Origin of the sequence: Pseudomonas sp. P8_229 (assembly GCF_034008635.1) — a bacterium.
Lineage (GTDB): Bacteria > Pseudomonadota > Gammaproteobacteria > Pseudomonadales > Pseudomonadaceae > Aquipseudomonas.
In genome coordinates this window covers 5164851-5189983 of record NZ_CP125378.1, presented here as the reverse complement: position 1 = coordinate 5189983, position 25133 = coordinate 5164851, and the positions used below count along the sequence as shown (strand labels likewise).

The 25133-nt window shown below is 63.2% G+C and carries 14 protein-coding genes and 4 pseudogenes; 6 read left to right on the top strand and 12 right to left on the bottom strand.

Annotation, left to right across the window (positions count from 1 at the left end; translation table 11 throughout):
* Positions 1–58: 58 nt before the first annotated feature.
* On the bottom strand, positions 59–10582 hold the full coding sequence (locus QMK55_RS23315; protein ID WP_320330042.1) for an autotransporter-associated beta strand repeat-containing protein: 10524 nt from the start codon (positions 10580–10582) through the stop codon (positions 59–61).
* Positions 10583–11034: 452 nt separating this feature from the next.
* Between QMK55_RS23315 and QMK55_RS23310 the strand changes: the two genes are divergently transcribed.
* Together QMK55_RS23310 and QMK55_RS23305 are read left to right on the top strand one after the other, a co-directional pair.
* Positions 11035–11994 carry a nucleoside-specific channel-forming protein Tsx gene (locus QMK55_RS23310; protein WP_102355791.1) on the top strand — a complete coding sequence of 320 codons (960 nt, stop codon included), beginning with the start codon at positions 11035–11037 and terminating at the stop codon, positions 11992–11994.
* Positions 11995–12009: 15 nt separating this feature from the next.
* Positions 12010–13032, top strand: coding sequence for a purine nucleoside permease (locus QMK55_RS23305; RefSeq protein ID WP_320330041.1), 1023 nt, complete (start codon positions 12010–12012; stop codon positions 13030–13032).
* Positions 13033–13284: 252 nt separating this feature from the next.
* On the opposite strand, the gene QMK55_RS23300 is transcribed toward QMK55_RS23305, so the two are convergent.
* The 3 genes from QMK55_RS23300 to QMK55_RS23290 all read right to left on the bottom strand — a co-directional run bounded on the left by QMK55_RS23300 (position 13285) and on the right by QMK55_RS23290 (position 15340).
* On the bottom strand, positions 13285–14241 hold the full coding sequence (locus QMK55_RS23300) for a zinc-binding alcohol dehydrogenase family protein (RefSeq protein WP_320330040.1): 957 nt from the start codon (positions 14239–14241) through the stop codon (positions 13285–13287).
* 31 nt (positions 14242–14272) lie between these two features.
* Entirely contained in the window at positions 14273–14446 is a 174-nt protein-coding gene (locus tag QMK55_RS23295; protein WP_081794837.1) for a DUF1427 family protein, read from the bottom strand.
* 126 nt (positions 14447–14572) lie between these two features.
* A complete protein-coding gene (locus QMK55_RS23290) occupies positions 14573–15340 on the bottom strand; it encodes a helix-turn-helix transcriptional regulator (RefSeq protein ID WP_320330039.1) in 768 nt (255 codons plus the stop codon).
* A gap of 145 nt (positions 15341–15485) precedes the next feature.
* Between QMK55_RS23290 and QMK55_RS23285 the strand changes: the two genes are divergently transcribed.
* Together QMK55_RS23285 and QMK55_RS23280 are read left to right on the top strand one after the other, a co-directional pair.
* The gene (locus QMK55_RS23285; protein ID WP_102355787.1) at positions 15486–15713 is read left to right on the top strand and encodes a DUF6555 family protein; all 228 of its coding nucleotides are present in this window, start codon (positions 15486–15488) and stop codon (positions 15711–15713) included.
* Positions 15714–15751: 38 nt separating this feature from the next.
* Positions 15752–16017 (top strand): annotated as a pseudogene (locus QMK55_RS23280) (hypothetical protein).
* Positions 16018–16040: 23 nt separating this feature from the next.
* Here the strand turns inward: QMK55_RS23280 and QMK55_RS23275 are convergent.
* The 4 genes and pseudogenes from QMK55_RS23275 to QMK55_RS23265 form a co-directional block, all read right to left on the bottom strand.
* Positions 16041–16208 carry a metallothionein gene (locus tag QMK55_RS23275; RefSeq protein WP_102355785.1) on the bottom strand — a complete coding sequence of 56 codons (168 nt, stop codon included), beginning with the start codon at positions 16206–16208 and terminating at the stop codon, positions 16041–16043.
* A 310-nt stretch (positions 16209–16518) separates the two neighbouring features.
* A pseudogene (locus QMK55_RS28665) lies at positions 16519–17112 on the bottom strand (methyl-accepting chemotaxis protein); the annotation flags it as partial.
* 312 nt (positions 17113–17424) lie between these two features.
* A pseudogene (locus QMK55_RS28660) lies at positions 17425–18201 on the bottom strand (cache domain-containing protein); the annotation flags it as partial.
* Positions 18202–18401: 200 nt separating this feature from the next.
* Positions 18402–19718, bottom strand: coding sequence for a Na+/H+ antiporter family protein (locus tag QMK55_RS23265; RefSeq protein WP_025108857.1), 1317 nt, complete (start codon positions 19716–19718; stop codon positions 18402–18404).
* Positions 19719–20102: 384 nt separating this feature from the next.
* On the opposite strand from QMK55_RS23265, the pseudogene QMK55_RS28655 reads away from it, so the two are divergent.
* Together QMK55_RS28655 and QMK55_RS28650 are read left to right on the top strand one after the other, a co-directional pair.
* Positions 20103–21392, top strand: a pseudogene (locus tag QMK55_RS28655) (HAMP domain-containing protein); the annotation flags it as partial.
* A 102-nt stretch (positions 21393–21494) separates the two neighbouring features.
* On the top strand, positions 21495–22250 hold the full coding sequence (locus QMK55_RS28650; RefSeq protein ID WP_371859056.1) for a methyl-accepting chemotaxis protein: 756 nt from the start codon (positions 21495–21497) through the stop codon (positions 22248–22250).
* Positions 22251–22389: 139 nt separating this feature from the next.
* Here QMK55_RS28650 and QMK55_RS23255 read toward each other — a convergent pair whose 3' ends face one another.
* From QMK55_RS23255 to QMK55_RS23240, 4 genes are read right to left on the bottom strand one after another with little or no spacing between them, the layout of a single operon-like run.
* Positions 22390–23703, bottom strand: a complete 1314-nt coding sequence (locus tag QMK55_RS23255; RefSeq protein WP_320330037.1) for a sensor histidine kinase — start codon at positions 23701–23703, stop codon at positions 22390–22392.
* Positions 23700–24368, bottom strand: coding sequence for a response regulator transcription factor (locus QMK55_RS23250; protein ID WP_102355781.1), 669 nt, complete (start codon positions 24366–24368; stop codon positions 23700–23702). The genes QMK55_RS23255 and QMK55_RS23250 overlap by 4 nt, the downstream gene beginning before the upstream one ends.
* 3 nt (positions 24369–24371) lie before the next feature.
* On the bottom strand, positions 24372–24692 hold the full coding sequence (locus QMK55_RS23245) for a PepSY domain-containing protein (protein WP_102355780.1): 321 nt from the start codon (positions 24690–24692) through the stop codon (positions 24372–24374).
* Positions 24692–25000: a PepSY domain-containing protein gene (locus tag QMK55_RS23240; RefSeq protein ID WP_320330036.1), complete on the bottom strand. Its 309-nt coding sequence runs from the start codon at positions 24998–25000 to the stop codon at positions 24692–24694. Before QMK55_RS23240 ends, QMK55_RS23245 begins: the two co-directional genes overlap by 1 nt.
* Between the last annotated feature and the right edge of the window lie 133 nt (positions 25001–25133).

Here is a 25133-nt window from a genome sequence, read left to right as displayed (position 1 = left end):
CTCTGCGCAGGCACAAAAAAACCGCCCTTTCGGGCGGCTAAAGTGCTTCGACCATGATTCAGAAGCTTTGACTGAAGCTGATGTTGAACGCGCTGTCGTTGTTGTCGCTCGACACCTGGCCCGAGTAACCGATGCCCAGCTTGCCGGTCGGGGTGACCTGGAAGTCGATGCCGGCTTCGAGCAGTGCGCTGTCCTTGGCAATCGGCACGCCCTGGGTGCTGAACGAGGCGCCGCCGTCGATGAAGGTCAGATCAGCGTCTGGTTTGGTGTCGCCGTAGGCATGACGCCAGCCGATGGCGGCACGTGGCGTCAGTTGGCTGCCGTTGGCCAGGGTCACCAACTTGCCGACGCGTACCCCGAGGGTCGAATAGGTGATGTCCTGATCGGCGTCGGCCTTCAGGCGCCCCACTCCGCCTTTTTCCTTGGCGGTGTCGCTGTCGTAGTTGACGTAGGCAAGCCCTGCGAACGGTTCGATGGCAACCCCGGCGGCGCTGATCGCGTAGCCCACTTCACCGAACACCTGAGCACTGCGCGCGTCGTAATCGGCCTTCAGGCGATCGTTGTAGCTGCCGACGCTGACATCGCGTTTGGTCTCGATGCTGTGCCAGCTGTAAGCCGCGCCGAGGCGCACGGCCAGTGCATCGAACTGCGAGTTCAGATAACCCGCCAGGTGGTAGGTGTCGACCTTGGCATCGGAGTTGCGGTCATGTGCGTTGAGGTTGCTGCGGGTGTAGCCGGCCGCCATCCCTGCGCGCCAGGTGTCATCAAGCGCCTTGTCGGTACCGAGCATGAAACCGCCGAGGTTGCGATCGACTTTCGCCGTGTTGCTGTCGCCACCCATGTCACCCCAGGCACCGATGGCCCGAATCCAGCCGACCATTTCATCGTGGCAACCGTTGCTGCTCAGTTGCGTGTCGCTCGGCGCCAGCGTTCTGCGTGGGTCGTCCGAGGCGCTGCACGATGGTTGGCGCATGCGGTCATTGACCGCTTCACGGATGAAGCGCGAATCCTCAAGCATGGCGCTGGCGGTGCTGGCGTGGATTTCGCCGGACAGGCTGTCGAAAGCATTACGCGCACCGGCCACGCTGAGGTTGACGATCTGGTTCTGCAGCGCCGCGCCGGCCGCTCCGTTGTTGGTCAGAGCCGTGGCGGTGCCGCGCTGGTTACCGGTGGCCGCGACGTCGGCGAACGAGTTGCCGTTGCGACTCACGGCCAGGGTGACCGAATCGGCAGCGTAGACCAGCGAGCTGTCGAGGAACGCGTACTGCGGCAGATCGGCCGCACTGAAGGTGCCGGACACACCGCCACCCGCGGTGATCAACGAGTAAGTGGTGTTGCCGGTGAACGGCGCAAGGCTGTTGACCGCCAGACCACCGCCCAGGGCGGCCGTGCCACCCACTGCCAGCGGCGTGGCGGTTGGCGAACTGACTGTCAGCGCCAGCACACCATCACTGGCGTTGGTCAGGTTACCGGCCACGCTCAAGGTCCCGTCGGTGCCACCGGAAGCCACCACACCGTGGTTGACCACCGAACCGACGCTGCCGTTGCCGCTGAGGCCTGCGCCGTTGGCGACGGTGACCTGCCCACCCAGCGAAGCCCGGGCTGCACGGCTGCCGACTTGCAGCACGCCTTGATCGACGGACACGGTGCCGCTGAACGGCTGATTACCGGTCAGCAACAAGCTGCCCGCACCGCGTTTGGCCAGCGCGCCGATACCGCTGAGGACGCCATTGAACTGGCCATTGGCATTCTGCTGGAACACCAGCGAGGCGTTGTCGGCGATGTTGCCTTGCAGGCTGGTGGTGTTACCGATCAGCGTACCGCCGCTGACTGTGGTGCCACCGCTGTAGGTGTTGGCGCCTGTGAGGATCAGGGTGCCGGAGTCAAGTTTCTCGATACCACCGGTGCCGATCAGCGGCACATCGATTTCGGCGCTGGCGCCGGCATTCACCCGCACCGGTGCAAGCGTACCGTCCGCACCATTGACCGGCGTCAGCGTACCGCCCGCCCCCGGCACCAGGCTGTAACCACCGGCGAGGAACTGCAGGCCGGTGAAGTTCTGATTGCTCTGCACGGTAACGACACCTGGCTGGCCGCCGAACACCGCGAACTGACCATTGGACGCCAACGCCTGAGTGCCGCTCGGATCGGTCCAGTTGGTCCCCGGGCCCCACACGCCACTGCCGCCGCCGATGCTGCCGTCAGGGTTGGTGGTGCCGCCGTTCCAGAACTGCACTTCGCCCGGAGTGCCCTGTACCAACAGGTTGATCTGATTGGCAATCGCGGTTTGCAGGGTCAGGTTGGCCGCCGACACCGGCAGGCTACCGTAGACCAGACCGTTGTCGGTCAGGCTGCCGCCGTAACGGAACAGTTGATAGACCCCGGTACCGAAGCCGCCGGCGTTGCTGATGTTCAGCGTACCGTCGAGGGTCAGGTTGCCGGCGACATTGACCACCGTGGTAGAGCTGGCGGCCGAGCCGAGGCTGAAGTCCAGATTGGTGCCCGAGGACAGTGCCAGCGCACCGACCGACAACGGTGTGGCCGCGCCGCCACCCGTCAGCGTTGCACCGCTGGCCAGTTGCACGTTGCCGCCCAGTTGCCCGCTGCCGCCGACTTTCGCGCCGCTGGCGACGTTGACGTTGGCGCTGTTGAGCACGCCGTTGACGATCAGGTTGCCGGCCTGCACCGAGGTGTCGCCGGTGAAGGTGTTGTTGCCAGTCAGCAACAGCTGGCCGGTGCTGGTTTTGTTCAGCGTGCCCGCGCCGGTGAGGTTACCGGTGTAGCTGCCATCGGCGTTCTGCGCGAAGGTCAGCGCCGCATTGTTGACGATGGCGCCTTGCAGGCTGCTGGTGTCGCCAGTGGTACTGCCGCCGTTCAGCGTGGTCCCGCCGCTGTAAGCGTTGGCGCCGCTGAGCAGCAGATCGCCGCTACCGTTTTTCACCAGGCTGCCGGTGCCAGTGACGGCGCCGAGCAGCGTGGTGTTCTGGTTGCCGGCCAGGGTCAGTTGCGCACCGAGGTTGACGGCATTCGCCAGTTGCAGCGTCGAAGTGCTGTCGAGGGTGCCGTTGCCGGTCACGCTCAGTGCGCCGCTGCTGATTGCGCTGTTGTTACCCAGCACCAGCGTGCCGCCAGCGAGCTGAGTGCCGCCGCTGTAGGTGTTGCTGCCGTTGAGGGTCAGGCTCGATGCGCCAGTCTTGATCAGGCTGCCCGCTCCGCTGACTACGCCGTCGAGGGTCAAGGCGTTGCTGCCGGCGACGCTCAGGCCACCATTGAGCACCACATTGTTGGCGAGGCTGACCGCCGCGTTGCTGTCCAGCGCCGTGCCGTCCGCAGCGGTCAACACGCCGGTACCGAGCGCCGAGTTATTGCCCACGATGATCTTGCCGCCGTTGAGTGCGGTGCCGCCGGTGTAGCCGTTGGCGGCGTTGAGCACCAGCGTGCCGCTGTCGTATTTGCCCAGGGTACCGGCGCCGTTGAGCGCTACGCCGAGGGTTGCGGTGGCGTTCGGATCGACCCGCACCGTAGCGTTGCCCAGCGAGCCATTGACCAGGTTCAGCGCTCCCGCCGTGCCGTTCTGCAGGCTGTAGCCATCGGTGACGAACTGCAGGCCGGTGATGGTTTGTGCACCGTTGACGGTGACCGTGCCCGGCGCGCCCTGGAACACCGCGAAGTTGTTGGTCCAGGCCTGATTGGTGGTGCCGTTGACGTCGGTCCAGTTGGTGGTGCCGGTGCCCCAGGTGCCACTGCCGCCATCGACCGAACCGTTGGCCACCAGTTGGTTGCCATCCCAGAACTGCACGGTGACGCCCGGTGCGGTGACCAGCAGGTTGATCTCGTTGGCCAGCGCGGTTTGCAGGGTCAGATCGCCCGGAGTGACGCTGCCCGGCACCGTGCCGATCAGCATGCCGTTGTCGGTCAGGCCACCGGTGTAGTTGATCAGGCGATACACGCCGCTGCCAAAACCACCGATGTCGCTGACGTTGAGAGTGCCGTCGAGGGTCAGGTTGCCGCCGACATTGACCAGCGCATTACCGCCACCGGAGACCGGAGCGCCGAGGCCGACATCGAAGTTCGAGTTGCCGTTAAGCACCAGCGAATCCACCGACAGAGTACTGCCGGTCGCGCCCGCCAGATGCCCGCCATCGGCCACCGTCACCGCACCGGTCAAGGTGCCGCTGCCGCCGAGGGTGCCGCCACTGTTGACCAACACGTTACCGCTGGCCAGTGAACCATTGACCTGCAAGGTGCCGGCGTTGACGTTGGTGTCGCCGGTCAGGTCGCTGGTACCGCTGAGGGTCAGGGTGCCCGTGCCGAGTTTGCTCAGCCCGCCGTCACCGCTGAGGATGCCGGCGAAGGTGCTGCTGACATTGTTGCCGCCCAGGGTCAGGGTGTTGCCGGTACCGACCAGCGCGGTACCGCTGCCAGTCAGGCTGGCGAGGCTGCCCGAAGCGCCGAGGTTCAGTGCCGCGCCGCCAGCGAGATTGACGGTGGCGTCGTTGCCCAGTGCCGTGCCGCTGAGGGTGGTCAGGCTGCCGGAGAGCACATCGAAGGTACCGCTGAAAGTGTTGTTGCCGCTCAGGGTGACGTCGGCCAGACCGTTTTTGGTCAGAATGCCCGCCCCGGCAATCACGCCGCCGAGGGTCAGGTTGTTGTTGCCGGCCAGACTCAGGTTGGCATTTAGGTTGAGGTTGTTCGCCAGCACCAGCGGCGCGCTGTTGTCGAGGCTCGATGCCCCGGCCACGGTCAGCGCACCGCTGCCCACAGAGGCGCCAGTGCCGAGGGTCAGCGTACCGGCGTTGAGGGTGGTGCCACCGGTATAGGTGTTGATACCGTTGAGGGTCAGGTTCGATGCGCCGTTCTTGAGCAAACCACCCGTACCACTGATCACGCCCGCGAGGGTCAGGTTGTTGCTGCCGGTGTTGCTCAGGTTGGCGTTGAGCACCACGTTGTTGCCCAGACTCAGCGCACTGTTGCTGTCCAGCGCCGAAGCGCCGGCCACGGTCAGGTTGCCCAGGCCCAGCGCCGAGTTGCTGCCTGCGGTCAGGGTGCCGGCGTTCAGAGTCACGCCGCCGAGGAAGTTGTTGTTGCCGCTCAGGGTCAGGTTGGCCGCGCCGTTTTTACTCAGGCTGCCAGCACCATTGACCGTGCCGGCCAGCGTCAGATCCGCCGTGCCGCCGATGCCAAGATTGCCGGCGAGGTTGACTGCGTTGTTCAGCGAAACCGCGGTGGCGGCATCCAGCGTGGTGCCCCCTGCTGCGTTCAGCGTGCCTGAGCCCAGCGCCGAGTTCGACGCCAGAATCAGCCCGCCGGCGTTCAGGACCACCGGGCCGAGGAAGGCGTTATTGCCGCCGAGGGTCAGGTTCGCCGCGCCATTTTTGATCAGCCCGCCGGTACCACTGATCACGCCGTTGAGGGTCAGCGCATTGCTGCCGACCACGGTCAGGTTGCCGTTGAGCGTGGCGGCGTTGCCGAGGGTCACGGCGGTGTTGCTGTCCAGTTGTGTACCAGCGTTGGCGGTCAGTGCACCACTGCCCAGCGCAGTGTTGCTGCCGACAATGATCTGGCCGCCGTCCAGTTGCGTGCCGCCGCTGTAGGTGTTGGCGCCATTGAGCACCAGGGTGCCGGCGTCGAGTTTATTGAGGATGCCGCTGCCATCGATGTTGACGCCGATGGTGCCGGTCACGCCCGGATCAACCCGCACCGCCGTGGTCCCGCCGGTGCCGTTGACCGCCGTCAGTTGCCCTGCCGCACCGTTGACCAGGTTGTAGCCGTCGGTGACGAACTGCAGGCCGGTGAACAGTTGCGTGCCATTCACCGTCACGGTGCCGGCGGCGCCCTGGAATACCGCGAAGTCACCGGCCCATGGCTGGTTGACCAGACCGTTGGCATCGGTCCAGTTGGTGCCGACCGCGTTCCAGGTACCGCTGCCACCATCGACCACGCCGTTGGCGATGGTCTGGCTGCCGTCCCAGTAACGGATGTTGCTGTTCGGCGCTGACACTTGAATGTTGATCTGGTTGGCCACGCCGGTTTGCACCACCAGATCGCCCAGCGCGTAACCGACCGGCACGCTGGCGACGTCCAGCCCCAGGTCGGTCAGGCTGCCGGTGTAGTTGAACAGGCGATACACACCGACACCGAAACCACCGGCATCAGTGACGTTGAGATTACCGTTGAGCGTGAGGTTGCCACCGATGTTCATCAGCGAGGTGGTCGACGGTGTCGCCAGCGCCACATCGACGTTGCTGCCCGCACCGAGGGTCAGCACACTCGCCGACAAGGTGTTGCCCGCCGACAGCGCCAGATGGCCGCCACTGTTGATATTCACCGCACCGATCGCCGAGCCGGTACCGGTCAGGGTACCGCCGGTATTGACGTTGAGCTGCGCGCTGGCCAGCGAACCGCTGAGGTCCACCGTACCGCCGTTGATTGCGGTGTTGCCGGTGATGCCGTTGATTCCGGTGAGATTCAACGTGCCGGTGCCAACTTTGACCAGGCCGCCGCTGCCACTGAGATCACCGTCAAACGTGCTGGTGACGTTGCCGCCACCGACGGTCAACGTGTTGCTGCCGGTCAATTGCACACTGCCGCTGCCGGTCAGCGCGCCGAGGCTGGCATCGCTGCCCAGATTCAGGCCGGCACCGGCACTGATATTGACGCCGGAAGTCGCGCCCAGCGCATTGGTGTTGAGGGTGGTGACGCTGCCGGAAACGATGTTCAGTGCACCGGTAAAGGTGTTGTTACCGGCCAGGGTCAGGTCCGACAGACCGTTTTTGGTCAGGCTGCCAGCGCCGTCGATGATGCCGTTGAGGCTCAGGTCGTTGTTGCCTGCGACGGTCAGCCCGGCATTCAGCGTAATCGCGTTACCGATGCCGAACGAGGCGCTGTTATCCAGCGTCGCCGCGCCGCCGACGATCAAGCTGCCACTGCCAAGGCCATTGGCATTGCCCAGGGTCAGCGTACCGGCATTGAGGGTAGTGCCGCCGCTGAACGTGTTGTTGGCGTTGAGAGACAAATTGGCCGCGCCGTTTTTGATCAGGCTGCCAGCGCCACTGACCACATTGCCAAGCGCAAGGTCCTGCGTGCCGCCGACGGTGAGTGCGGCATTAAGGGTCAGCGCATTGCCGAGGTTCACCAGTGGCGAGTTACTGTCCAGCGTGGCTGCTCCGCCAACGGTCAGCGCTCCGTTACCCAGTGCCAGACTGTTGCCGACGGTCAGGGTGCCGGCGTTCAGCGTGGTGCCACCGAGGTAGTTGTTGGCCGCGTTGAGAATCAGATTGGCCGTGCCGTTTTTCACCAGGCTGCCAGCGCCGCTGACCAGACCGCTCAGGGTCAGGTCCGCCGTGCCGCCGACGTTCAGCGCCCCGGCCAGGCCCACCGCGTTGTTCAGGCTGACCGCCGTGTTGGCGTCCAGCGTAGTGTTGGCCGCCGCGTTCAGCGTACCGGCGCCCAGCGCGGTGTTGCTGCCGACGATCAATTTGCCGGTGTTCAGTGCGGTGTTGCCGAAATAGCTGTTGGCGCCGTTGAGGGTCAGGTCGGCGGCACCGTTCTTGATCAGGCCACCAATGCCGGCGACCACGCCGCCGAGGGTCAGCGCATTCGTGCCGCCGACGGTCAGGGTGCCGCCGAGGTTGACGTTGTTGGCCAGTGTCGCGGCTGCACCGGCATCCAGCGTGGTGCCGTTCGAGGCGTTCAGGGCGCCAGTCCCCAGCGCGGTGTTGGAGCCAACGATCAACGAACCAGCCGTCAGCGCCGTGGTACCGGTGTAAGTGTTATTGCCGTTCAGAGTCAGGCTCGACGCGCCGGTCTTGACCAGGCCGTTGACGCCACTGATCACGCCGCCGAGGGTCAGCGCATTGGCGCCGCCAACGGTGAGGTTGGCATTGAGAATCACGTTGTTGTTCAGGCTCACGGCCGAGCTGCTGTTGAGCGTGCCCGCGCCTTCCACCGACAAGTCGCCGGTGCCCAGTGCGGCGCCGTTGCCCATGGTCAGGCTGCCGGCATTCAGCGTGGTGCCGCCGCTGTAGGTGTTGCTGCCGTTGAGCGTGAGATTGGCGTTGCCGTTTTTCACCAGTTGGCTGGTGCCGCTGATCACCCCGCCGAGGGTCAGCGCGTTGCTGCCGCCAATCCCCAGACTGTTATTGAGGATGATGTCGTTATTCAGGGTCACCGCGGCATTGCTGTCGAGGGTCGCCACGCCGCCAACGGTGATGGTGCCGCTGCCGAGCGCCGCATTCGCGCCCGCGGTGATGGTGCCAGCGTTCAGCGCGATGGCGCCGAGGAAGGTGTTGGCGCCATTGAGAATCAGGTTGGCCGCACCGTTCTTGGTCAGCCCGCCACTGCCGCTGACAACGCCGCCGAGGGTCAGGTTGGCGCTGCCGCCGATGTTCAGGTTGCCGCCGAGGGACAGCCCGTTGGTCAGCGACACCGCAGTGCTGGCGTCGAGGGTGGTGCCTGCCGCAGTGGTCAAGGCGCCGGTGCCCAGCGCGGTGTTGGAGCCGACAATCAGCGTACCGGCGTTGAGCGAGGTGCCGCCGGCGAAGGTGTTGTTACCGCTGAGGCTCAGGCTCGCGCTGCCGTTCTTGATCAGGTTGCCAGCGCCGCTGACGACCCCGCTCAGGCCCAATGCCTGGGTACCGCCGAGGGTCAGATCCGCCGCCAGCCCGATGGCATTGGCCAGGGTCACCGCCGTGGTTGCATCCAGTGTGGTACCGGCCGCCGCGCTCAACGCGCCAGTCCCCAGCGCGGTGTTGCTGCCGACGAACAGGCTGCCGCCATTGAGGATCGTGTTGCCAGCGTTGGTGTTGTTGCCGCTCAGGGTCAGGCTGGCGCTGCCGGATTTGGTAATCCCGCCAGTGCCGGACAACACGCCGCCCAGGGTCAGGGCATTGCTGCCGAGCACGTTGAGTGCGCCGGTCATTGCGATGTTATTGGCCAGCGAGACGTTGGCCGTGCTGTCGAGGCTGGTGCCGACGGCGGTGTTCAGCGCGCCGCTGCCCAGCGAGTTGTTGTTGGTCACCAACAGGCTGCCGGCACTCAGGGTGGTGGTGCCGGTGTAACCGCTGTTGGCGCCGCTGAGGGTCAGGCTGCCGCTGCCGTTCTTGGTCAGGCCACTGCTGCCGGTGATCAAGCCGCCGAGGGTCAGCGCGCCCGTGCCGCCAGCCGTCAGTGTGCCGCCGAGGCTGATGGCATTGTTCAGGCTGATCGTGCCGGGCGCGCTCAAGGTTGTCGCGCCGGTGACGTTGAGGGTACCGGTGCTCAGCGCCAGGTTGTTGCCCAATTGCACGGTGCCGCCGTTGAGCGTGGTGTTGCCCAGGTAGGTGTTGGCGGCGCTGAGGTTGAGTTGTCCGGAACCGACCTTGGTCAGGCCACCGCTGCCGGAAATGACCCCGCTCAGGGTGGTGGCGTTGGTACCTTGCACGGTCACGCCACCGGCACCGAGGGAAATCAGGTTGCTGATGTTCAACCCGGCGTTGCTGGCTTGCAGAATCCCGCCGTTGGAGGTGAGGACACCGCTGCCGAACGTGGCGTTGTTGTTGAACTGGGCGACACCGCCATTGAGCGTGGTCGCGCCGCTGACCAATGGCCCCTGCAAGGTCCAGGTGCCGCTGTTGATGGTCAGGTTGTTGAAGTTGACGTAGGTCGCGCTGGACGCCGTGCCGACCCCCGTAGTGCCACCACCGACCCCGATCGGGTTCTGCAGGATCAGGCTGTTGGTGCCGCCCGCGCCGCCGTCGACGGTGCCGGTCGGGGCGAAAGTCAGGTTGATGCCGATCAAGCCGCCGAGGCCGACGCTGATCTGCACGCCGTCACCGACCTGCACCGAAGAACCGGTCACCGCGGTGAAGGTGTTGGTACTGCTCGCACCCATCGACACGCCACCGGTGATCGCGCCGGCGTTGGTGAAGGTGTTGCCCGCCGCCGACGTCTCGAACGCGATCCGGCCGTTGATGACGCCGGTGCTGCTGTTGGTCATGTTGACTTGCGAGCCGCCGTAGACGCCGACCACCGGAGTATCGGCCAGGGTGATGCCGCCGACCGAGAGGCCGGTCGAGGTGATGGTGCCGTTGTTGGTGATGCTGGTGGTGCCGGCCGCCGCGTTGTTCACCGCAATACCCAGGCCGTCAACGCTGGTCAGGTTGAGCCCGAGCAGCATGCCGGTGCCACGAATGATCCCGCTGGCATTGTTGAGCACGCTGACGGTACTCGTTGCGCCGGTGCCGATGAAGGCACCGCCGCTCAGCACCGAGACCAGTCCCAGCAGCGCCGGGTCGAGGGTGCCGGAGTTGTTCAGGCTGATGTTCACCCCGGTCAGGTCCATCACGTGGCCGCCGAGGGTCGCGTTCATCTGCGCGCCGGAGTTGACGTTGACCGTCAGGCCGCTGGTGGCGCTGGAAAAATTATTGAGAAACAGCGGCAGACTCGGCACACCGGTACAGGTCACCGTGGAACCGGCCGTGGAGCACGTGGCCAGTGCAGGTGCGCTGACGCCGCCAAACAACAGTCCGGCAACGCTCAAGTGCACAGCAAGGGAAAGAGGGGAAAAACGCGAAACGAGGGCGACACCAAACCTTGCTTCCACGGGCTACTCCTTGTCGTGGCCAAACTCTTCCTTGAAGGCGTGCAAACCGGGCTTATTCCACACGCGAATCAAGACTGCGACGGTCATCACAAAACCGCGTCATGGTGGACAAGCTAGTAGACGCCCCGACATGGAGCACGGATTAAATGGTGTTAATACTTTAAGACTAGGCCCGTCTAGAACAGGGGTTTCGGCCAGCAAACACAGAATTTTGACCTCATGATGCCCCCCCTGTGGGAGCGGGCTTGCTCGCGAAAGCGGTGTATCTATGAAAGATGTGTCAGTTGACCCGACGCCGTCGCGAACAAGCCCGCTCCCACAGTGAAATAGGTGTACATGGAAAACTGGTACGCCTTGTGCAAACGTTTGCGACCTGCCTATAACGGCTTTTTCGTAACAAAACCGTACAGACCCGCAGAACCCGGGCCTCGATCTGCAAAAAAGGACTTTGAATGCACGCCGCTTCCCTTCTTCGTGCCCCATTTGCGCGCACGTTTGCTGTTTCCTTGCTACTGACCGGCGTTACCGGAGTTCTCAGCCACAGCGCGCTGGCGCAACCGGCCGCGCCCGAAGAATCCGCCCAGGGCGAGAGCCTCAGCCCCGAAGCCAGCCCGCCGAAACAAGGCGCCTATCTGTCGGACTGGTACAACCAGGACCTGACGCTGATCGGCAGCAAGGACATCAGCTTCGGCCCGCAACCGGCCGACGATATCTATCTGGAATACGAGTACTTCGGGCGCAAGGGCCCGTTCGAGCTGTACGGCTACGTCGACATTCCGAAGATTTTCAACATCGGCAACAGCCACGACAAAGGCGTGTGGGACCACGGCTCACCGGTGTTCATGGAGCACGAACCACGGATCTCCATCGACTACCTCGCCGGCCGCAGCCTGGCCATCGGCCCGTTCAAGGAATGGTACGTGGCGTTCGACTGGATCTACGATCACGGCAGCCGCAAGGAGAACCGCGCCAACACCCTGTACAGCGGTTTGGGCACCGACATCGACACCCACTCGCGGGTCAACCTGTCGGCCAACCTGTACGGGCGCTACCAGTGGGAAAACTACGGTGCGAGCAATGAATACTCGTGGGACGGCTACCGCGCGCAGCTCAAGTACATCGTGCCCATCGACAAGTTCAGCAACGGCGCGTCGCTGACCTACATCGGCTTCACCAACTTCGATTTCGGCTCGGACCTGCACAAGGACAACCCGGCGCGTACCGCCAACGCCACGGTGGCGACCAACGTGCTGCTGTACTCGTTCACCCACTTGCGCTTCACCCTGGTCGGCCGTTATTTCCACAACGGCGGCAACTGGGAGGATGGCAGTGAGCTGAACTTTGGCGACGGCAATTTCCGCGCGCGCTCCAACGGTTGGGGTTACTACGCCGGCATCGGCTACCAGTTCTGAATTCAGGAGATTCTCATGCAAGCAATGACGCGTCGGACCCTGGCCGCTGCGGCCCTGCTCTCTTCCACCACGTGGGCGGCTGAAGCGCCGATCCAGCCGAAAGTGCTGCTGATCACCATGTTCGCCCCCGAGGCACAAAACTGGATCGAACGCCTGGAGCTCAAGCAGGAAATCCGCGTGCCGGGCCTGTCCGCCGAATACCCGACCATCCGCTGCAACACCCAGCAGGTGTGCCTGCTGACCACCGGCATGGGCCAGACCAACGCCGCAGCCTCGACGCTGGCCTTGGCCCTGTCGCCGAAATTCGATCTGCGCAAAAGTTACTTCCTGATCGCCGGGATCGCCGGCATCAGCCCGAAGCACGGAACCATCGGCACCGCCGCGTGGGCACATTACCTGGTGGAATTCGGTACGCAATGGGAGCTGGATTCGCGCGACGCACCGTCGAGCTGGCCGACCGGTTACCTGGGTATCAACACCAAGGGCCCGAATGAAAAACCGCCGCTGGACTACAAGACCGAAGTCTTCGAACTCAACCCGAAATTGCAGGCAAAAGCCTTCGCCCTGAGCCACCAGATCGAGCTGAGCGAAAGCAAGGAATCCGCCGCGTGGCGCCTGAAGTACCCGTCAGCCCCGGCCAATCAGCCGCCAGTCGTCACCCGTTGTGACACGCTGGCCGGCAACACCTGGTTCTCCGGCACACGCCTGAGCGAACGCGCCGAGGTCTGGACCAAACTGCTGACCGACAACAAGGGCGAATACTGCACCACGCAACAGGAAGACAACTCCACCTACGAGGCCTTGTTGCGCGCCAGTCGTGAAGGCCTGGTGGACGTGCAACGGCTGGCGGTAGTGCGTGCTGGCTCCGACTTCGACCGCCCTGCTCCGGGCGGCAGCGAAGTCGATAACCTGCTCAAATACGCCGATCAAGGCGGCTTCGTGCCGGCGCTGGAGAATCTCTATCGCACGGGTAATCCGCTGGTGCAGGACATCCTGAAAAACTGGTCGGCGTGGGAGAACGGCGTCCCGCAATCCTGAAGCCTGTGCAGCAAAAAATGTGGGCGCGGGCTTGCGTTCTAACTGTGGCAGGGGGCTTGCTCCCGAAGGCGGTGGGGCAGGCAGTTTTTGGTTGAATGAAATACCGCTTTCGCGAGCAAACCCGCTCCCACAGGGGCATGCATTTCAAATGTGGCAGGGGGCTTGCTCCCGAAGGCGGTGGGTCAGGCAGTCTTTGGTTGAATGGCGAGCTGCTTTGGCGAGCAGGCTCGCTCCCACAGTTGTTTTGTGGCGTTAAGGGATAAGGATAGTTTTGTCGCCACTGCCCTGATTCATCTCTGCATAGCGCTGCAACCCTTCCGCCAGCGGCACCTCCACCAAACCTTGCGGCAATGGCAGCCGATCCTCATCGAAGAACCGTCCGAACTGCTCGAGCATCGCCGCGCAGGCCTGCACGCCATACAGCAGCGAATTGATCCCGACCACCGAACCGCCCTTGCGGTACAGCGCCAACGCTGGCAACTGCACATGGCCGTCGACCGGAGCGGCGATGATCGCGATACGCCCGAACGGTGCCAATGCCGCCACTGAGGCCGGCAGCCAGAAACCGGTGGTGTCGAAGATCACATCGGCACCACCGCTGTACACCGCGTTGACCTGCGCGCCGAGGTCTTCGGGCTTATCCAGCTGAACCGTCCGGAAGCCCTGCGCCTGCAAGTCCTTGACCTGCTCCGACCGCCGCGCCGCTGCCATTATCTGCGCACCACGAACCTTGGCCAGCGCTAACGCCGCCGTCGCCACCGCACCGCCGCCGATCACCAGCAGCCGGGTTTGCGCGCTGACCAGGCTGCGTTCCAGCGCATCCCACGCCGTGGTGTACGGCACGCCGAGGCTGGCAGCCTGGGCGAAACTCAGGTGCGACGGTTTGTGCGCTACGCCATTGGCCGGCAGTTTGACGAACTGCGCGTGCGAGCCATCGGCGAAAAAGCCCAGCTCACGCCCGGTGCCCCACACCTCCTGACCGATCAAGGCTTGCGGCCCGGCAACCACTACGCCAGAAAAATCGCGCCCGGGAATCCGCGGCAATGTGGTGTAGGGGAAACGCCCAAGCACGTTCTTCACGTCGCTGGGGTTCAAACCGGCCGCCTTGATCTCGACCAGCACGTCGTCAGCGCCGGGCACCGGAGTGGCTACGTCGACCAAACGCAGGGAGGACAGGTCGCCGGTTTTATCGAATTGCAGTGCTTTCATGAGGACATCCACCGAAGGGAGAAAGGAAAGTTCACGAGAACCAGCCAGCGACCAGTTGCCGCCCCAGCGGCCACAACTGCTCACCGGCGAGCATGCCGAGCAACCCCACCAGGGCGATGGCCGGTGGCGCCGGCGAACGAAAATGCAGCGCACCATAGAGCAGGCCGACACCCAGACCGATGGCCAGCGAAATCAGGTAGTTCATGGGGGAGCTCCGCCGCGTGAAAACAATGGGCAGAGTCTAGGGAAGGATCGGCAGCGGCGCCGGCCAAGGACTTCTGAATTTCGGCCAATTGCGTGAGTTCACTGCAGTCCCCCACAGGAATTGCGCTCAGGTGGTCATAAATTGCGAGGGCGCCACGCCCAGTTCCCGGCGGAACATGTCACTGAAACTGCTCGGCGAATAACCCAGCTCGCGGGCAATCGCGCTCACGGCCACGCCCTGAATCAACTCCGCCACCGCCGTCGCCAGCTGCACCTGCCGCCGCCATTCGGCGAAACCCATGCCGAGGCTGTCCTTGAACAATCGCGCCAGCGTGCGCACGCTGGCTCCGGCGTTTTCCGCGTGCTGTTCGAACGGGATCTCCAGCGACGGCGCCGCCATCACCGCCTGACACAAGTTCATCAGACGCCGGTCGGAATCGTCGGGCAGCGGGATCTTCAATTGCGAGCGCCGGGCACGCTTGAGCTCCAGCAGCGCCAGCCCGACCAATGCGTCGTAATAGGCCGGCTCACCGCTGTCGCCCTGCTCCACCAGCCCGACGATCAACTCACGCAGCAACCCACCGACCTCGATCACCTGCACCGTCGCCTCCAGCGTCGCCGCCAGCGCCGGGCGCAGGTAGATATTGCGCATCTGCAAGTCCGAAACCACCCGAATCCCGTGCGGCACCCCGGGTGGCAACCACACCGCCCGTTGCGGCGGCACCACCAGCGCCTCATGCGGGGTCTCGACCCACATCACCCCGCTCATCGCATACAGCAACTGCCCCCAGACATGCTCGTGCGGCTCAATGAACAACCCACGCGGATAAGTACGCGCCAGCGGTTGCACCGGCACATCGGTATCACTCAGATCGGGGGGCGCGGCGAGGGCCATGGCGAGCATTCATTGGGGTTGGCGGAGCGGCCATGGTAACCAGTGCGCCTATGTGTCGCCAACGATAGATACCGTCGGACAATCCGAGTGAATTTTCCCGACGCGCCGCGATCCTTCTAATACCACAGGGAGGAATACGGGCTTTATGAACAACGCAAAACTGTTTGTCATCGACTACACCCTTCACGGCACGCCTAAATCGTTCATTATCCGTTCGGACAGAATGGACAACGCCGAGGCGTGGCACTGGGCAAGCTGCGACGCCGGCGTGGGTCGCATCCCGCGTTTCGGCCGGGAAAAAGTGCAAAAGACCAGCAAACCGATGGCGGAAAAATTCGGCGTGGAAAACGTCAAATGGCGACCGGCGAGCTAGACTCTCGCCAGGCAACGGGGACTTTTCGGGGGATACACATGAGCAACCTCTTCAGCCCGGCGCACCTGGACTACGGCCTCGACACCCTGTTCGGCCGCATTCCCAAAAGCGTCGACTGTCAGCTGGGCCTGGAACCCGTCGAAGATGATCCGTATCGCTTTGCCGTGCGCGTACCGGCGCCGTTCCCGGACGACCTCGACCAGGCGAAAACCGTGGTGGTGCGGGTTGACGGCTGCAAGGCACGGTCCGCCATATCGAACGGCTGGAAGATGAAAGCCTGAAACTGGAAGTGGAGCCTGATTAGGCTCCACTTTTTTATGCGCGCGGTTATTTGGGGTGAGCGCAATGGCAGCCTTTGCTTGAACACTCCTCGCCACCCTTGTGGTGGTGTGCGCAGGCTTCACAGCAGTAGTGTTTGCCGTGTACGGCGTAGGCGTGGTCGCCTTCCTTGATGGTGCATTTGCAGGTGGGGCAATCGCATTTTCTATCGGGCATGGCACAGACTCCTTTGGTGGTGGTTGTCTGGGGCTTTTGGGGCAAGCCGTAGAGGACAGTGTAGGAGGTGTCGGGGATCTTGTTTTTTCGGTTGGGTGTATATCCGTTTCTGCGGGTGTTGCCGCTGGCGGTTTCCCATTTTTCGTGTTCCCGCCCGCGATACGCAAAGTACCGGGACAGACCTTGAGCCCTGCACAAAACCAATACGGGAGTGAGCCTGCTCGCGATAGCGCCGGCACATTCAACATCAATGTGTCGGATAAACCGCTATCGCGAGCAGGCTCACTCCTGCAGGGGATCTGTGTGCGGATCAGATACGGAACTGCCCGACCAGTTTGCCCAGCCGCTGGCCCAGATCCGCCAGACTGCGTGACGTCTGCGCGCCCAACTGGGTCTCATCCGCCACGCTGTCCACCGCCACGGCGATCTGGTGCACGCTGCGGTTGATCTCTTCGGCCACGGCGGTCTGCTCTTCCGCGGCACTGGCGATCTGCGCGTTCATCGAGTTGATCGTCGCGATCAGCTCCGCCATGGCATCCAGCGACGCCCCGGCCTGATTGGCCTGCGCCGAAGTACCGTCCCCCGCCTCGCTGGACCGGCGCATCGCCTCGACCGCCGACTGCGTACCTGCCTGCAAGCGATCGATCATGCCCTGAATTTCCTGGGTGCTGATCTGCGTACGACTGGCCAGCGCCCGCACTTCATCGGCCACCACCGCAAAGCCGCGTCCGGCCTCGCCGGCACGTGCGGCTTCAATCGCGGCGTTCAGCGCCAGCAGGTTGGTCTGCTCGGCAATCGAGCGGATCACCCCGAGCACGCCGACGATCGACGACACGTCCTGCTGCAGGCTGTCGAGGGACACGCCGCTGCTGCGAATATCATCCACCAACGCATGAATCTGTTTGATGCTTCCCGCCACGACGCGCTTGGCGCTCTGCCCTTCTTCATCGGTCTGCTGCGCGGCAACCGCTGCGTTCTGCGCGCTCCTGGCGACTTCCTGGGCAGCGGCGGACATCTCGTTGATCGCCGTGGCAACCTGATCGGTCTCGTGGCGCTGACGCTCCATCGCCTGATCCGAGCGCTGGGCCTGATCCGACACCTGGGTCACCAGGCCAGTCAGTTGCGTGGTCATCTCGGTGATCTGCCGCACCAGCCCGTGGATCTTGTCGACGAAGCGGTTGAACGAGCCGGCCAGTTCGCCGAGTTCATCCTGGCTGGTGATGTTCAGCCGACGCGTCAGGTCGCCCTCGCCCGCCGCGATGTCATCGAGGTTGGCTTTCATCAGGGTCAGCGGCCGCAAAATGGCGTTGGCCAGCAGCATCCCCGCCGCAGCGATCACCAACAGCACCACCACGGCCACGCCGACGATGCTGAGGATCACGCCTTCCATACGCTCCTGCACCTGGCCTTCGACCACCGCCACCTGCGCTTCGATGCCGTCGAGGTTGACCGAGGTACCCACCGCCATGTCCCACTTCGCGAGGTACTCGGTGTAGCCAAGTTTTGGCACCAGCACATTGGCGTTGCCCGGCAGCGGCGAGCTGTATTGCAGATAGTGGGTGCCGTCCTTCGCCACGCTCACCAGACCGCGGTTGACATAAACGCCGTTGGGGTCGCGATTGTCCTTGAAGCTTTTGCCCACGCCTTCAGGGTCGTTGGCCTTGAACAGCCGCACGGTCTCTGAGTCGTAGCCGAAGAAGTAGCCGTCCTTGCCGTAGCGGATCCCCGACAGCAGCTTGATCGCCTGCGCCCGCGCCTCGGTGTCACCGGGGGCGGCCGCGTCGTACAGCGGCTTGATCGTGGTCATCGCCACGGCGACATAACTTTGCAGCGTGGCCTTGGCGTCGGCGAGCAAGCGCTCGCGAGTCTGCTCGACCTCGGTGTGCGCCTGTTGCTTGAGGATGAACAGCGTGGTCAAGCTGATGACCAGCGCAAAGAGCAACACCGGCAGGACGGCAAGGGACAGGACTTTGGCCTTGAGACTCAAGCGCATGGGAGGAGCTCACTCTTTTGGTTTTATTGGCGTGGTTAAAGGCGTTAACGGCACGCGCAAGCAAAAGTTGAGCTTCGGGGTCACCCCGCCCTCTGTAGGAGTGAGCCTGCTCGCGATAGCGGTGTGTCAGTCAACAATTGTGTTTCTGATACACCGCCTTCGCGAGCAAGCCCGCTCCCACAGTTTGGGATTCGTGGTGCTCAGAGGACCATCGCGGCCACCCAGCCGAACGCCAGCAACGGCAGGTTGTAATGCAGGAAGGTCGGGACCACGGTGTCCCAGATATGGTGATGCTGGCCGTCGATGTTCAGACCGGAGGTCGGCCCGAGGGTCGAATCCGAAGCCGGCGAACCAGCGTCGCCCAAGGCCCCGGCAGTGCCGACGATGCAGACGATTGCCAGCGGGCTGAAGCCCAGTTGCACGCACAGCGGCACGAAAATCGCCGCAAGGATCGGCACGGTGGAGAACGACGAACCGATACCCATGGTCACCAGCAGCCCGACCAGCAACATCAACAGTGCGCCGACGCCCTTGCTGTGATTGATCCACGACGCCGACGATTCGACCAGGGTCTGCACCTGCCCGGTAGCCTTCATCACTTCGGCGAACCCGGACGCGGCGATCATGATGAAACCGATCATCGCCATCATCTTCATGCCTTCGGTGAACAGGTCATCGGTCTCGCGCCACTTGACGATGCCCGACACCGAGAAGATCAGAAAACCGACCAGCGCCCCGATAATCATCGAGTCCAGCAGCAGTTGCACAATGAACGCCGCTGCAATCGCCACACCGGCGATCATCAGGCTCAGCGGGTTGTACTGCACCGCCACCTGCTCGACCTGCTCGATTTTCGCCAAGTCGTAGACGCGCTTCTTGCGGTAACTGATGAATGCCATGGCCAGGCCGAACACCATGCCCAGCGCCGGAATGCCCATGGCGTGGGTGACGTTGATGCCACTGATGTCGACGCCACTGCGCGCGACGTTGGCCAGCAGGATTTCATTGAGGAAGATGTTGCCGAAGCCCACCGGCAGGAACATGTACGGGGTGATCAGGCCGAAGGTCATGACGCAGGCGATCAGGCGACGATCGAGTTGCAGCTTGGTCAGCACATATAAAAGCGGCGGCACCAGCAGCGGAATGAACGCAATGTGGATCGGCAGGATATTCTGCGAGGCAATCGCCACCACCCAGAGCAGGCCGATCAGCAGCCATTTGACGCTGCCGCCACCGGTCGCGTGTTGCCGGTCAACCATCGCCAGGGCCTTGTCGGCCAACGCATGGGCCAGACCGGACTTGGCAATCGCTACGGCAAAAGCACCGAGCAACGCGTAGGACAACGCCACGGTCGCCCCGCCGCCCAGGCCGCTGTTGAACGCCTTGAGCGTGGCGTCGATGCCCAGACCACCGGTCAGGCCACCGACCAGCGCACCGACGATCAGGGCGATCACCACGTGCACACGGGACAGGCTGAGGATCAGCATGATGCCGACCGCAGCAATCACTGCATTCATTTCACTACCTCAAAAACACTGCGATGAAATCATCACCGCCAGACAGGATGAGTCCGCCAACGGTTAACCGGCGGATTTGCAAAGAGGGTCTTATTAGAAGGGCGCGCACTGTGCCGCAGAGTGGCCGCAGTGTCAAAACAAGCGAATGTAACAATCGATGAACAACCCGTACCTGTAGGAGTGAGCCTGCTCGCGATAGCGGTTTAACTTTCAACATTTTCGTTGACTGCCCCACTGCTATCGCGAGCAGGCTCACTCCTACAGGGAATCGGCGGAATTCGGCTGCTGCGGCAATTGGTCATATTGTGTTTCAACAATAAAGAAAGCCGAAGCGCGGCCGCTACAGTGCAAAGTCTCAGATATTTATCGAATAAGGACGTCTCCATGTCGCTCAGACAACTTTCCATTCAATGGAAAATCACCCTGCTCGCCGGGCTCTGCCTGGCGGGCATCGTGACCCTGCTGGTGGGTCTTTCGCTGTACCGCATGGAGCACAGCTCCGAGCTGGTGAAGGCTTCGAGCATGGAGATGCTGACCGAGTCGGCCCAGGCGCGCATTGAATCGCAAGGCGAAGTGCAGGCTGCCGGCATTCGCCAACAGTTCATGGACGCCTATCAATACGGCCACGGCTTCTCGCGTCAGGTGCTGTTTTTGCGTGAGCAGGCAGAAAAGCGCTTCCTCGACGCCTTCGATCTGCGCGAAGACATGACCCGTCAGGTCAAATCCGCGCTGCAGGCCAATCCGGAACTGCTCGGCCTGTCGTTGGTGTTCGAAGCCAACGCGCTGGACGACAAGGATGAACTGTTCGCAGGTCAGGCTGAACTCGGCAGCAACGACAAGGGCCGCTTCGCCCTGTACTGGTCGCAACCGACCCCGGGCAAAGTCACCTCGATGGCCCTGCCGGAAAGCGACATGGCCGACACCAGCACCGGCCCCGGCGGTCAGGCCGCCAACGCCTGGTTCACCTGCCCGCGCACCACGCTCAAGCCGTGTGTGATCGAACCGTACTTCTACGTGATCGACGGCCAGAACGTGCTGATGACCAGCATTGTGTTTCCGCTGATGGTCAACGGCAAAGTCATCGCCTCGCTGTCGGTGGACATCAACCTCAACAGCCTGCAAGCGATCAGCCAGGGCGCGAGCAAAAAGCTCTACAGCGGGCAGACCGCCGTGAGCATCATCAGCCCTACCGGCCTGCTCGCCGGTTACAGCCCTGACGCGAGCAAGCTGAGCAAGCGTCTGGATGCCGTGGACACCGTCAGCGGCGCCGAACTGCTGCGTCAACTCGGCGCCAGCAGCAGCGTCAGCAGCCTGCACAGCAACGGCCAGTTGAAAGTGCTGTCGCCGTTCCAGCCGATCCCCGGCGGCCCGTCGTGGGGCGTGTTGCTCGACGTGCCGGAAAAGGTTCTGGTCAGCCGCGCCGAAGCGCTCAAGCAGCAACTGGACGCAAGCAACAACTCAGGCACCCTGATCGAACTGAGCCTCGGCGTGCTCGCTGCCCTGGTCGGCCTGCTGCTGGTGTGGCTGATGGCGCGCAGCGTGACCAAACCGATCCTCGGCGTGGCCCACATGCTCGAAGACATCGCCAGTGGCGAAGGTGATCTGACCCGCCGTCTGGCCTACGACAAGAAAGATGAACTCGGTCAACTGGCTGGCTGGTTCAACAAGTTCCTCGACAAGTTGCAACCGATCATTGCCGAAGTGAAACGCTCGGTGCAGGACGCGCGCAACACTGCCGACCAGTCCTCGGCCATCGCCACTCAGACCAGCGCCGGCATGGAGCAGCAATACCGTCAGGTCGATCAGGTCGCCACCGCGTCCCACGAAATGAGTGCCACCGCTCAGGACGTTGCGCGCAGTGCCGCGCAAGCCGCCGAAGCGGCCAAGGACGCCGACCGCGCCACCCGTCAGGGCCTGACGGTGATCGATCGCACCACCGCGAGCATTGACACCCTCGCCGCCGACATGAACGCGGCGATGGTCCAGGTCGAAGGCCTGGCCGCCAACAGCGAGAAGATCGGCACCGTGCTGGAAACCATCCGCGCCATCGCCGAACAAACCAACCTGCTGGCCCTCAACGCGGCGATCGAAGCGGCGCGCGCCGGTGAAGCCGGTCGTGGTTTTGCCGTGGTCGCCGACGAAGTGCGCAACCTCGCCCGCCGCACGCAGGAGTCGGTGGAAGAAACCCGTCAGGTGATCGAGCAGTTGCAGACCGGTACCCAGGAGGTGGTCGGTTCGATGGGCAACAGCCATCGTCAGGCCCAGGGCAGTGTCGAGCAGGTCGGGCAAGCGGTGACCGCATTGCGCCAGATCGGCGATGCGGTGACGGTGATCAGCGACATGAACCTGCAGATCGCCAGCGCGGCAGAAGAACAGAGCGCGGTGGCCGAGGAGATCAACAACAACGTGGCGACCATTCGCGACGTGACCGAATCGCTGTCCGGGCAGGCCAACGAATCGGCGCGGGTGAGCCAGTCGCTGAACAGCCTGGCGAATCAGCAGCAGAGTCTGATGGATCAGTTCCGCGTCTGACGCGGACTTGCATCCAGCTGAATTCCAATGTGGGAGCGGGCTTGCTCGCGATAGCGGTTTGTCAGACACATTGATACTGAATGTACCGACGCTATCGCGAGCAGGCTCACTCCTGCACTGGGCTGTGGTGTTTGGGGGATCAGCGTTTTGGCAACTCGATCACCACCTTCAACCCGCCCCACTGACTCTCGCCCAGCACCAGCAACCCGCCCCACGTCTCAACGATATCGCGGACAATCCCCAGCCCCAGACCATGCCCGTGGGTCTGCTCATCCAGCCGTGTGCCCCGGCTGAACACCTGACTGCGCTGCTCTTCGGGAATCCCCGGCCCGTCATCTTCCACGCTGAAGGCAAAACCATCGGTACGCTCGATCACACTCAGGCGCACCTCGGCGTCCGCCCATTTGCAGGCGTTGTCCAGCAGGTTGCCGAACAGCTCCAGCAGATCCTCACGATCCCACGGCAGTTGCAGCCCCGGCGGCGCGACGTAGCTCAAATGCAGATGCTCGCCATGGATCATGTTCAGCGTCGCCAGCAGCCCCGGCAGTTCCGCATCACAGTCGAACAGCGCACCAGGCAGCGCATCGCCGGACAGGCGTGCGCGATTCAGTTCGCGATTGAGCCGCTGCTGCACCTGTTCCAGTTGTTCCTTGAGGATCTTGCGCAACTCGGGATGAGCATCCAGTTTTTCGTTCGAGGCCAGACTCAACAGTACCGCCAGCGGCGTCTTCAAGGCATGGCCCAGATTGCCCAGCGCGTTGCGTGAGCGCTTGAGGCTGTCTTCAGTGTGGGCAAGCAAATGGTTGATCTGCGCCACCAGCGGCTCCAGCTCCACCGGCACCTGATCGTCGAGTTGCGAACGCTGGCCCTGCTGCAACTGGGCGATCTGCTCGCGGGCCCGCTCCAGCGGACGCAAGGCGCGGCGCACGGTGAGGCGTTGCAGCAGCAGAATCAGCAGCAAACCGGCCAGCCCGAGACCAAGCCCGATCTGACGCATGCGCTGAAAACTCTCACGCACCGGGGTGTAATCCTGCGCGACGCTGATCGAGATCGACTGCCCCAGGCGCCGATAGTCCGAGCGCAACACCAGCAACTGCTGGCCATCCGGGCCCAGTTGCAGGTTGCTGTGCAGCCCGGGATGATCAAGCAGCGGCAAGTCCTGATCCCACAGCGAACGCGAACGCCAGTGGCTGTCGGCAAAATCGATGCGGAAGTAATGCCCGGAAAACGGACGCTGATACGCCGGCGACAGGTGCCGCTCATCCAGTTGCAGCCCTTGCGGGCCACGCACCAGCGCCACCAGCAGGCTTTCGCTGTCGTTGCGCAACCCGGCTTCGAAATAACGCTGCAGCCCCACTTCGAACAACCACAGGCTGGTTTGCGCCAGCACCAGGCCGACGACCACCATCACGCTGATCAAGCCCAGGCTCAAGCGGCGCTGGATCGACCTCACGAAGCTTGCCCGCCGAACAGGTAACCCTGGCCACGACGGGTTTCGATCACGGCTTTGCCCAGCTTGCGCCGCAGGTGATTGACGTGGACTTCGAGAACGTTGGAGTCACGCTCGGTCTCGCCGTCGTAGAGGTGTTCAGCGAGGTGGGTTTTCGACAGGATCTGTTCCGGGTGCAGCATGAAATAGCGCAGCAGGCGGAACTCGGCGGCGGTCAGTTGAATCTCGCTGCCGTCGCGCATCACGCACTGGCGACCTTCATCCAGATGCAACCCTGCCGCCTTGAGCGTCGGCTGATTGGCCTGACCCTTGGAGCGGCGCAACAGCGACTGCACCCGCAGGTGCAACTCTTCCGGGTGAAACGGTTTGGTCAGGTAATCGTCGGCACCGGCCTTCAGGCCTTCGATGCGCTCGGCCCAGGAATCGCGGGCGGTAAGGATCAGCACCGGGGTCGAGAGGCCACCGGTGCGCCATTGCGCCAGCACCTCCAACCCGGGAATGCCGGGCAAGCCGAGGTCGAGAATGATCAAGTCATAAGGCTCGCTGCTGCCCTGATAGACCGCATCGCGGCCGTCCGCCAGCCAGTCCACCGCATACCCCTGACGCTGCAGGCCGGCGAGCAGTTCGTCGGCCAGCGGCACGTGGTCTTCCACCAGAAGCAAACGCATCGGTCAATCTTCCTTGTCTTTCATCAATTCGCCGCTATCGGCCTTCAGGTGCAGCTCGCGCGCCACGCCCTCGACCGTCAGCAACTCGACTTCATACACATAGACGTCGTGCTTTTCCTCCAGCTCGACTTCCAGCAGTTTGGCCCCCGGATAGCGATCCAGCGCCTTTTGCAGCACTTGCTCCAGTGGCAGGATCACGCCCTGCTGACGCAAACGCAGGGCTTCGTCCTGGTCCAGGTCGCGAGCCGCCGCCACCGAGCAGAATGCCAATAGCACCAGGGCCAGTCGGCTCCCGGTGCGTGGCTGTAACAAATACGGCTTCATTAAGTATCCTGATGATCCCTGAGCACTTGCCCGCTGACCGCGTCCAATTCCAGGTCCCACTCCAGCCCTTGCGGGTCACGCATTTCGATCTGGTAGATGTACTTACCGTACTGTTCTTCCAGCTCGGTATCGGTGATGGTCGAACCCGGGTGTTTGGCCAGCGCCGTGGCGTTGAGCTTCTCGAAAGAGACGATAGTACCAGCGTCGCGCAGGCGCAGGGCTTCATCCGGGCCAAGATCGCGGGCGTGAGCGAGGCTGGCGGTCAGGCCGATGATCGAGGCAATGGTCAGGGCAGTCAGGGTTTTCATGGGTGTCTCCGTTTTTTTATGTGTCGCTACGGTGGGCACCTTAGCGGGATCAACTTAACTGAAACTGAATGGCCATCATTGCCCCAGAGCAACACCTTCCCCTCCTACAAGGTTTTGCAACATGTGCTTATAA

Coding starts and splice junctions, on each gene's coding strand:
- QMK55_RS23275 (WP_102355785.1), bottom strand. CDS start 16,208: ATGCCCGATAGAAAATGCGATTGCCCCACCTGCAAATGCACCATCAAG.
- QMK55_RS23245 (WP_102355780.1), bottom strand. CDS start 24,692: ATGAAGCCGTATTTGTTACAGCCACGCACCGGGAGCCGACTGGCCCTG.
- QMK55_RS23310 (WP_102355791.1), top strand. CDS start 11,035: ATGCACGCCGCTTCCCTTCTTCGTGCCCCATTTGCGCGCACGTTTGCT.
- QMK55_RS23240 (WP_320330036.1), bottom strand. CDS start 25,000: ATGAAAACCCTGACTGCCCTGACCATTGCCTCGATCATCGGCCTGACC.
- QMK55_RS23290 (WP_320330039.1), bottom strand. CDS start 15,340: ATGGCCCTCGCCGCGCCCCCCGATCTGAGTGATACCGATGTGCCGGTG.
- QMK55_RS23250 (WP_102355781.1), bottom strand. CDS start 24,368: ATGCGTTTGCTTCTGGTGGAAGACCACGTGCCGCTGGCCGACGAACTG.
- QMK55_RS23285 (WP_102355787.1), top strand. CDS start 15,486: ATGAACAACGCAAAACTGTTTGTCATCGACTACACCCTTCACGGCACG.
- QMK55_RS23295 (WP_081794837.1), bottom strand. CDS start 14,446: ATGAACTACCTGATTTCGCTGGCCATCGGTCTGGGTGTCGGCCTGCTC.
- QMK55_RS28650 (WP_371859056.1), top strand. CDS start 21,495: ATGGAGCAGCAATACCGTCAGGTCGATCAGGTCGCCACCGCGTCCCAC.
- QMK55_RS23300 (WP_320330040.1), bottom strand. CDS start 14,241: ATGAAAGCACTGCAATTCGATAAAACCGGCGACCTGTCCTCCCTGCGT.
- QMK55_RS23265 (WP_025108857.1), bottom strand. CDS start 19,718: ATGAATGCAGTGATTGCTGCGGTCGGCATCATGCTGATCCTCAGCCTG.
- QMK55_RS23305 (WP_320330041.1), top strand. CDS start 12,010: ATGCAAGCAATGACGCGTCGGACCCTGGCCGCTGCGGCCCTGCTCTCT.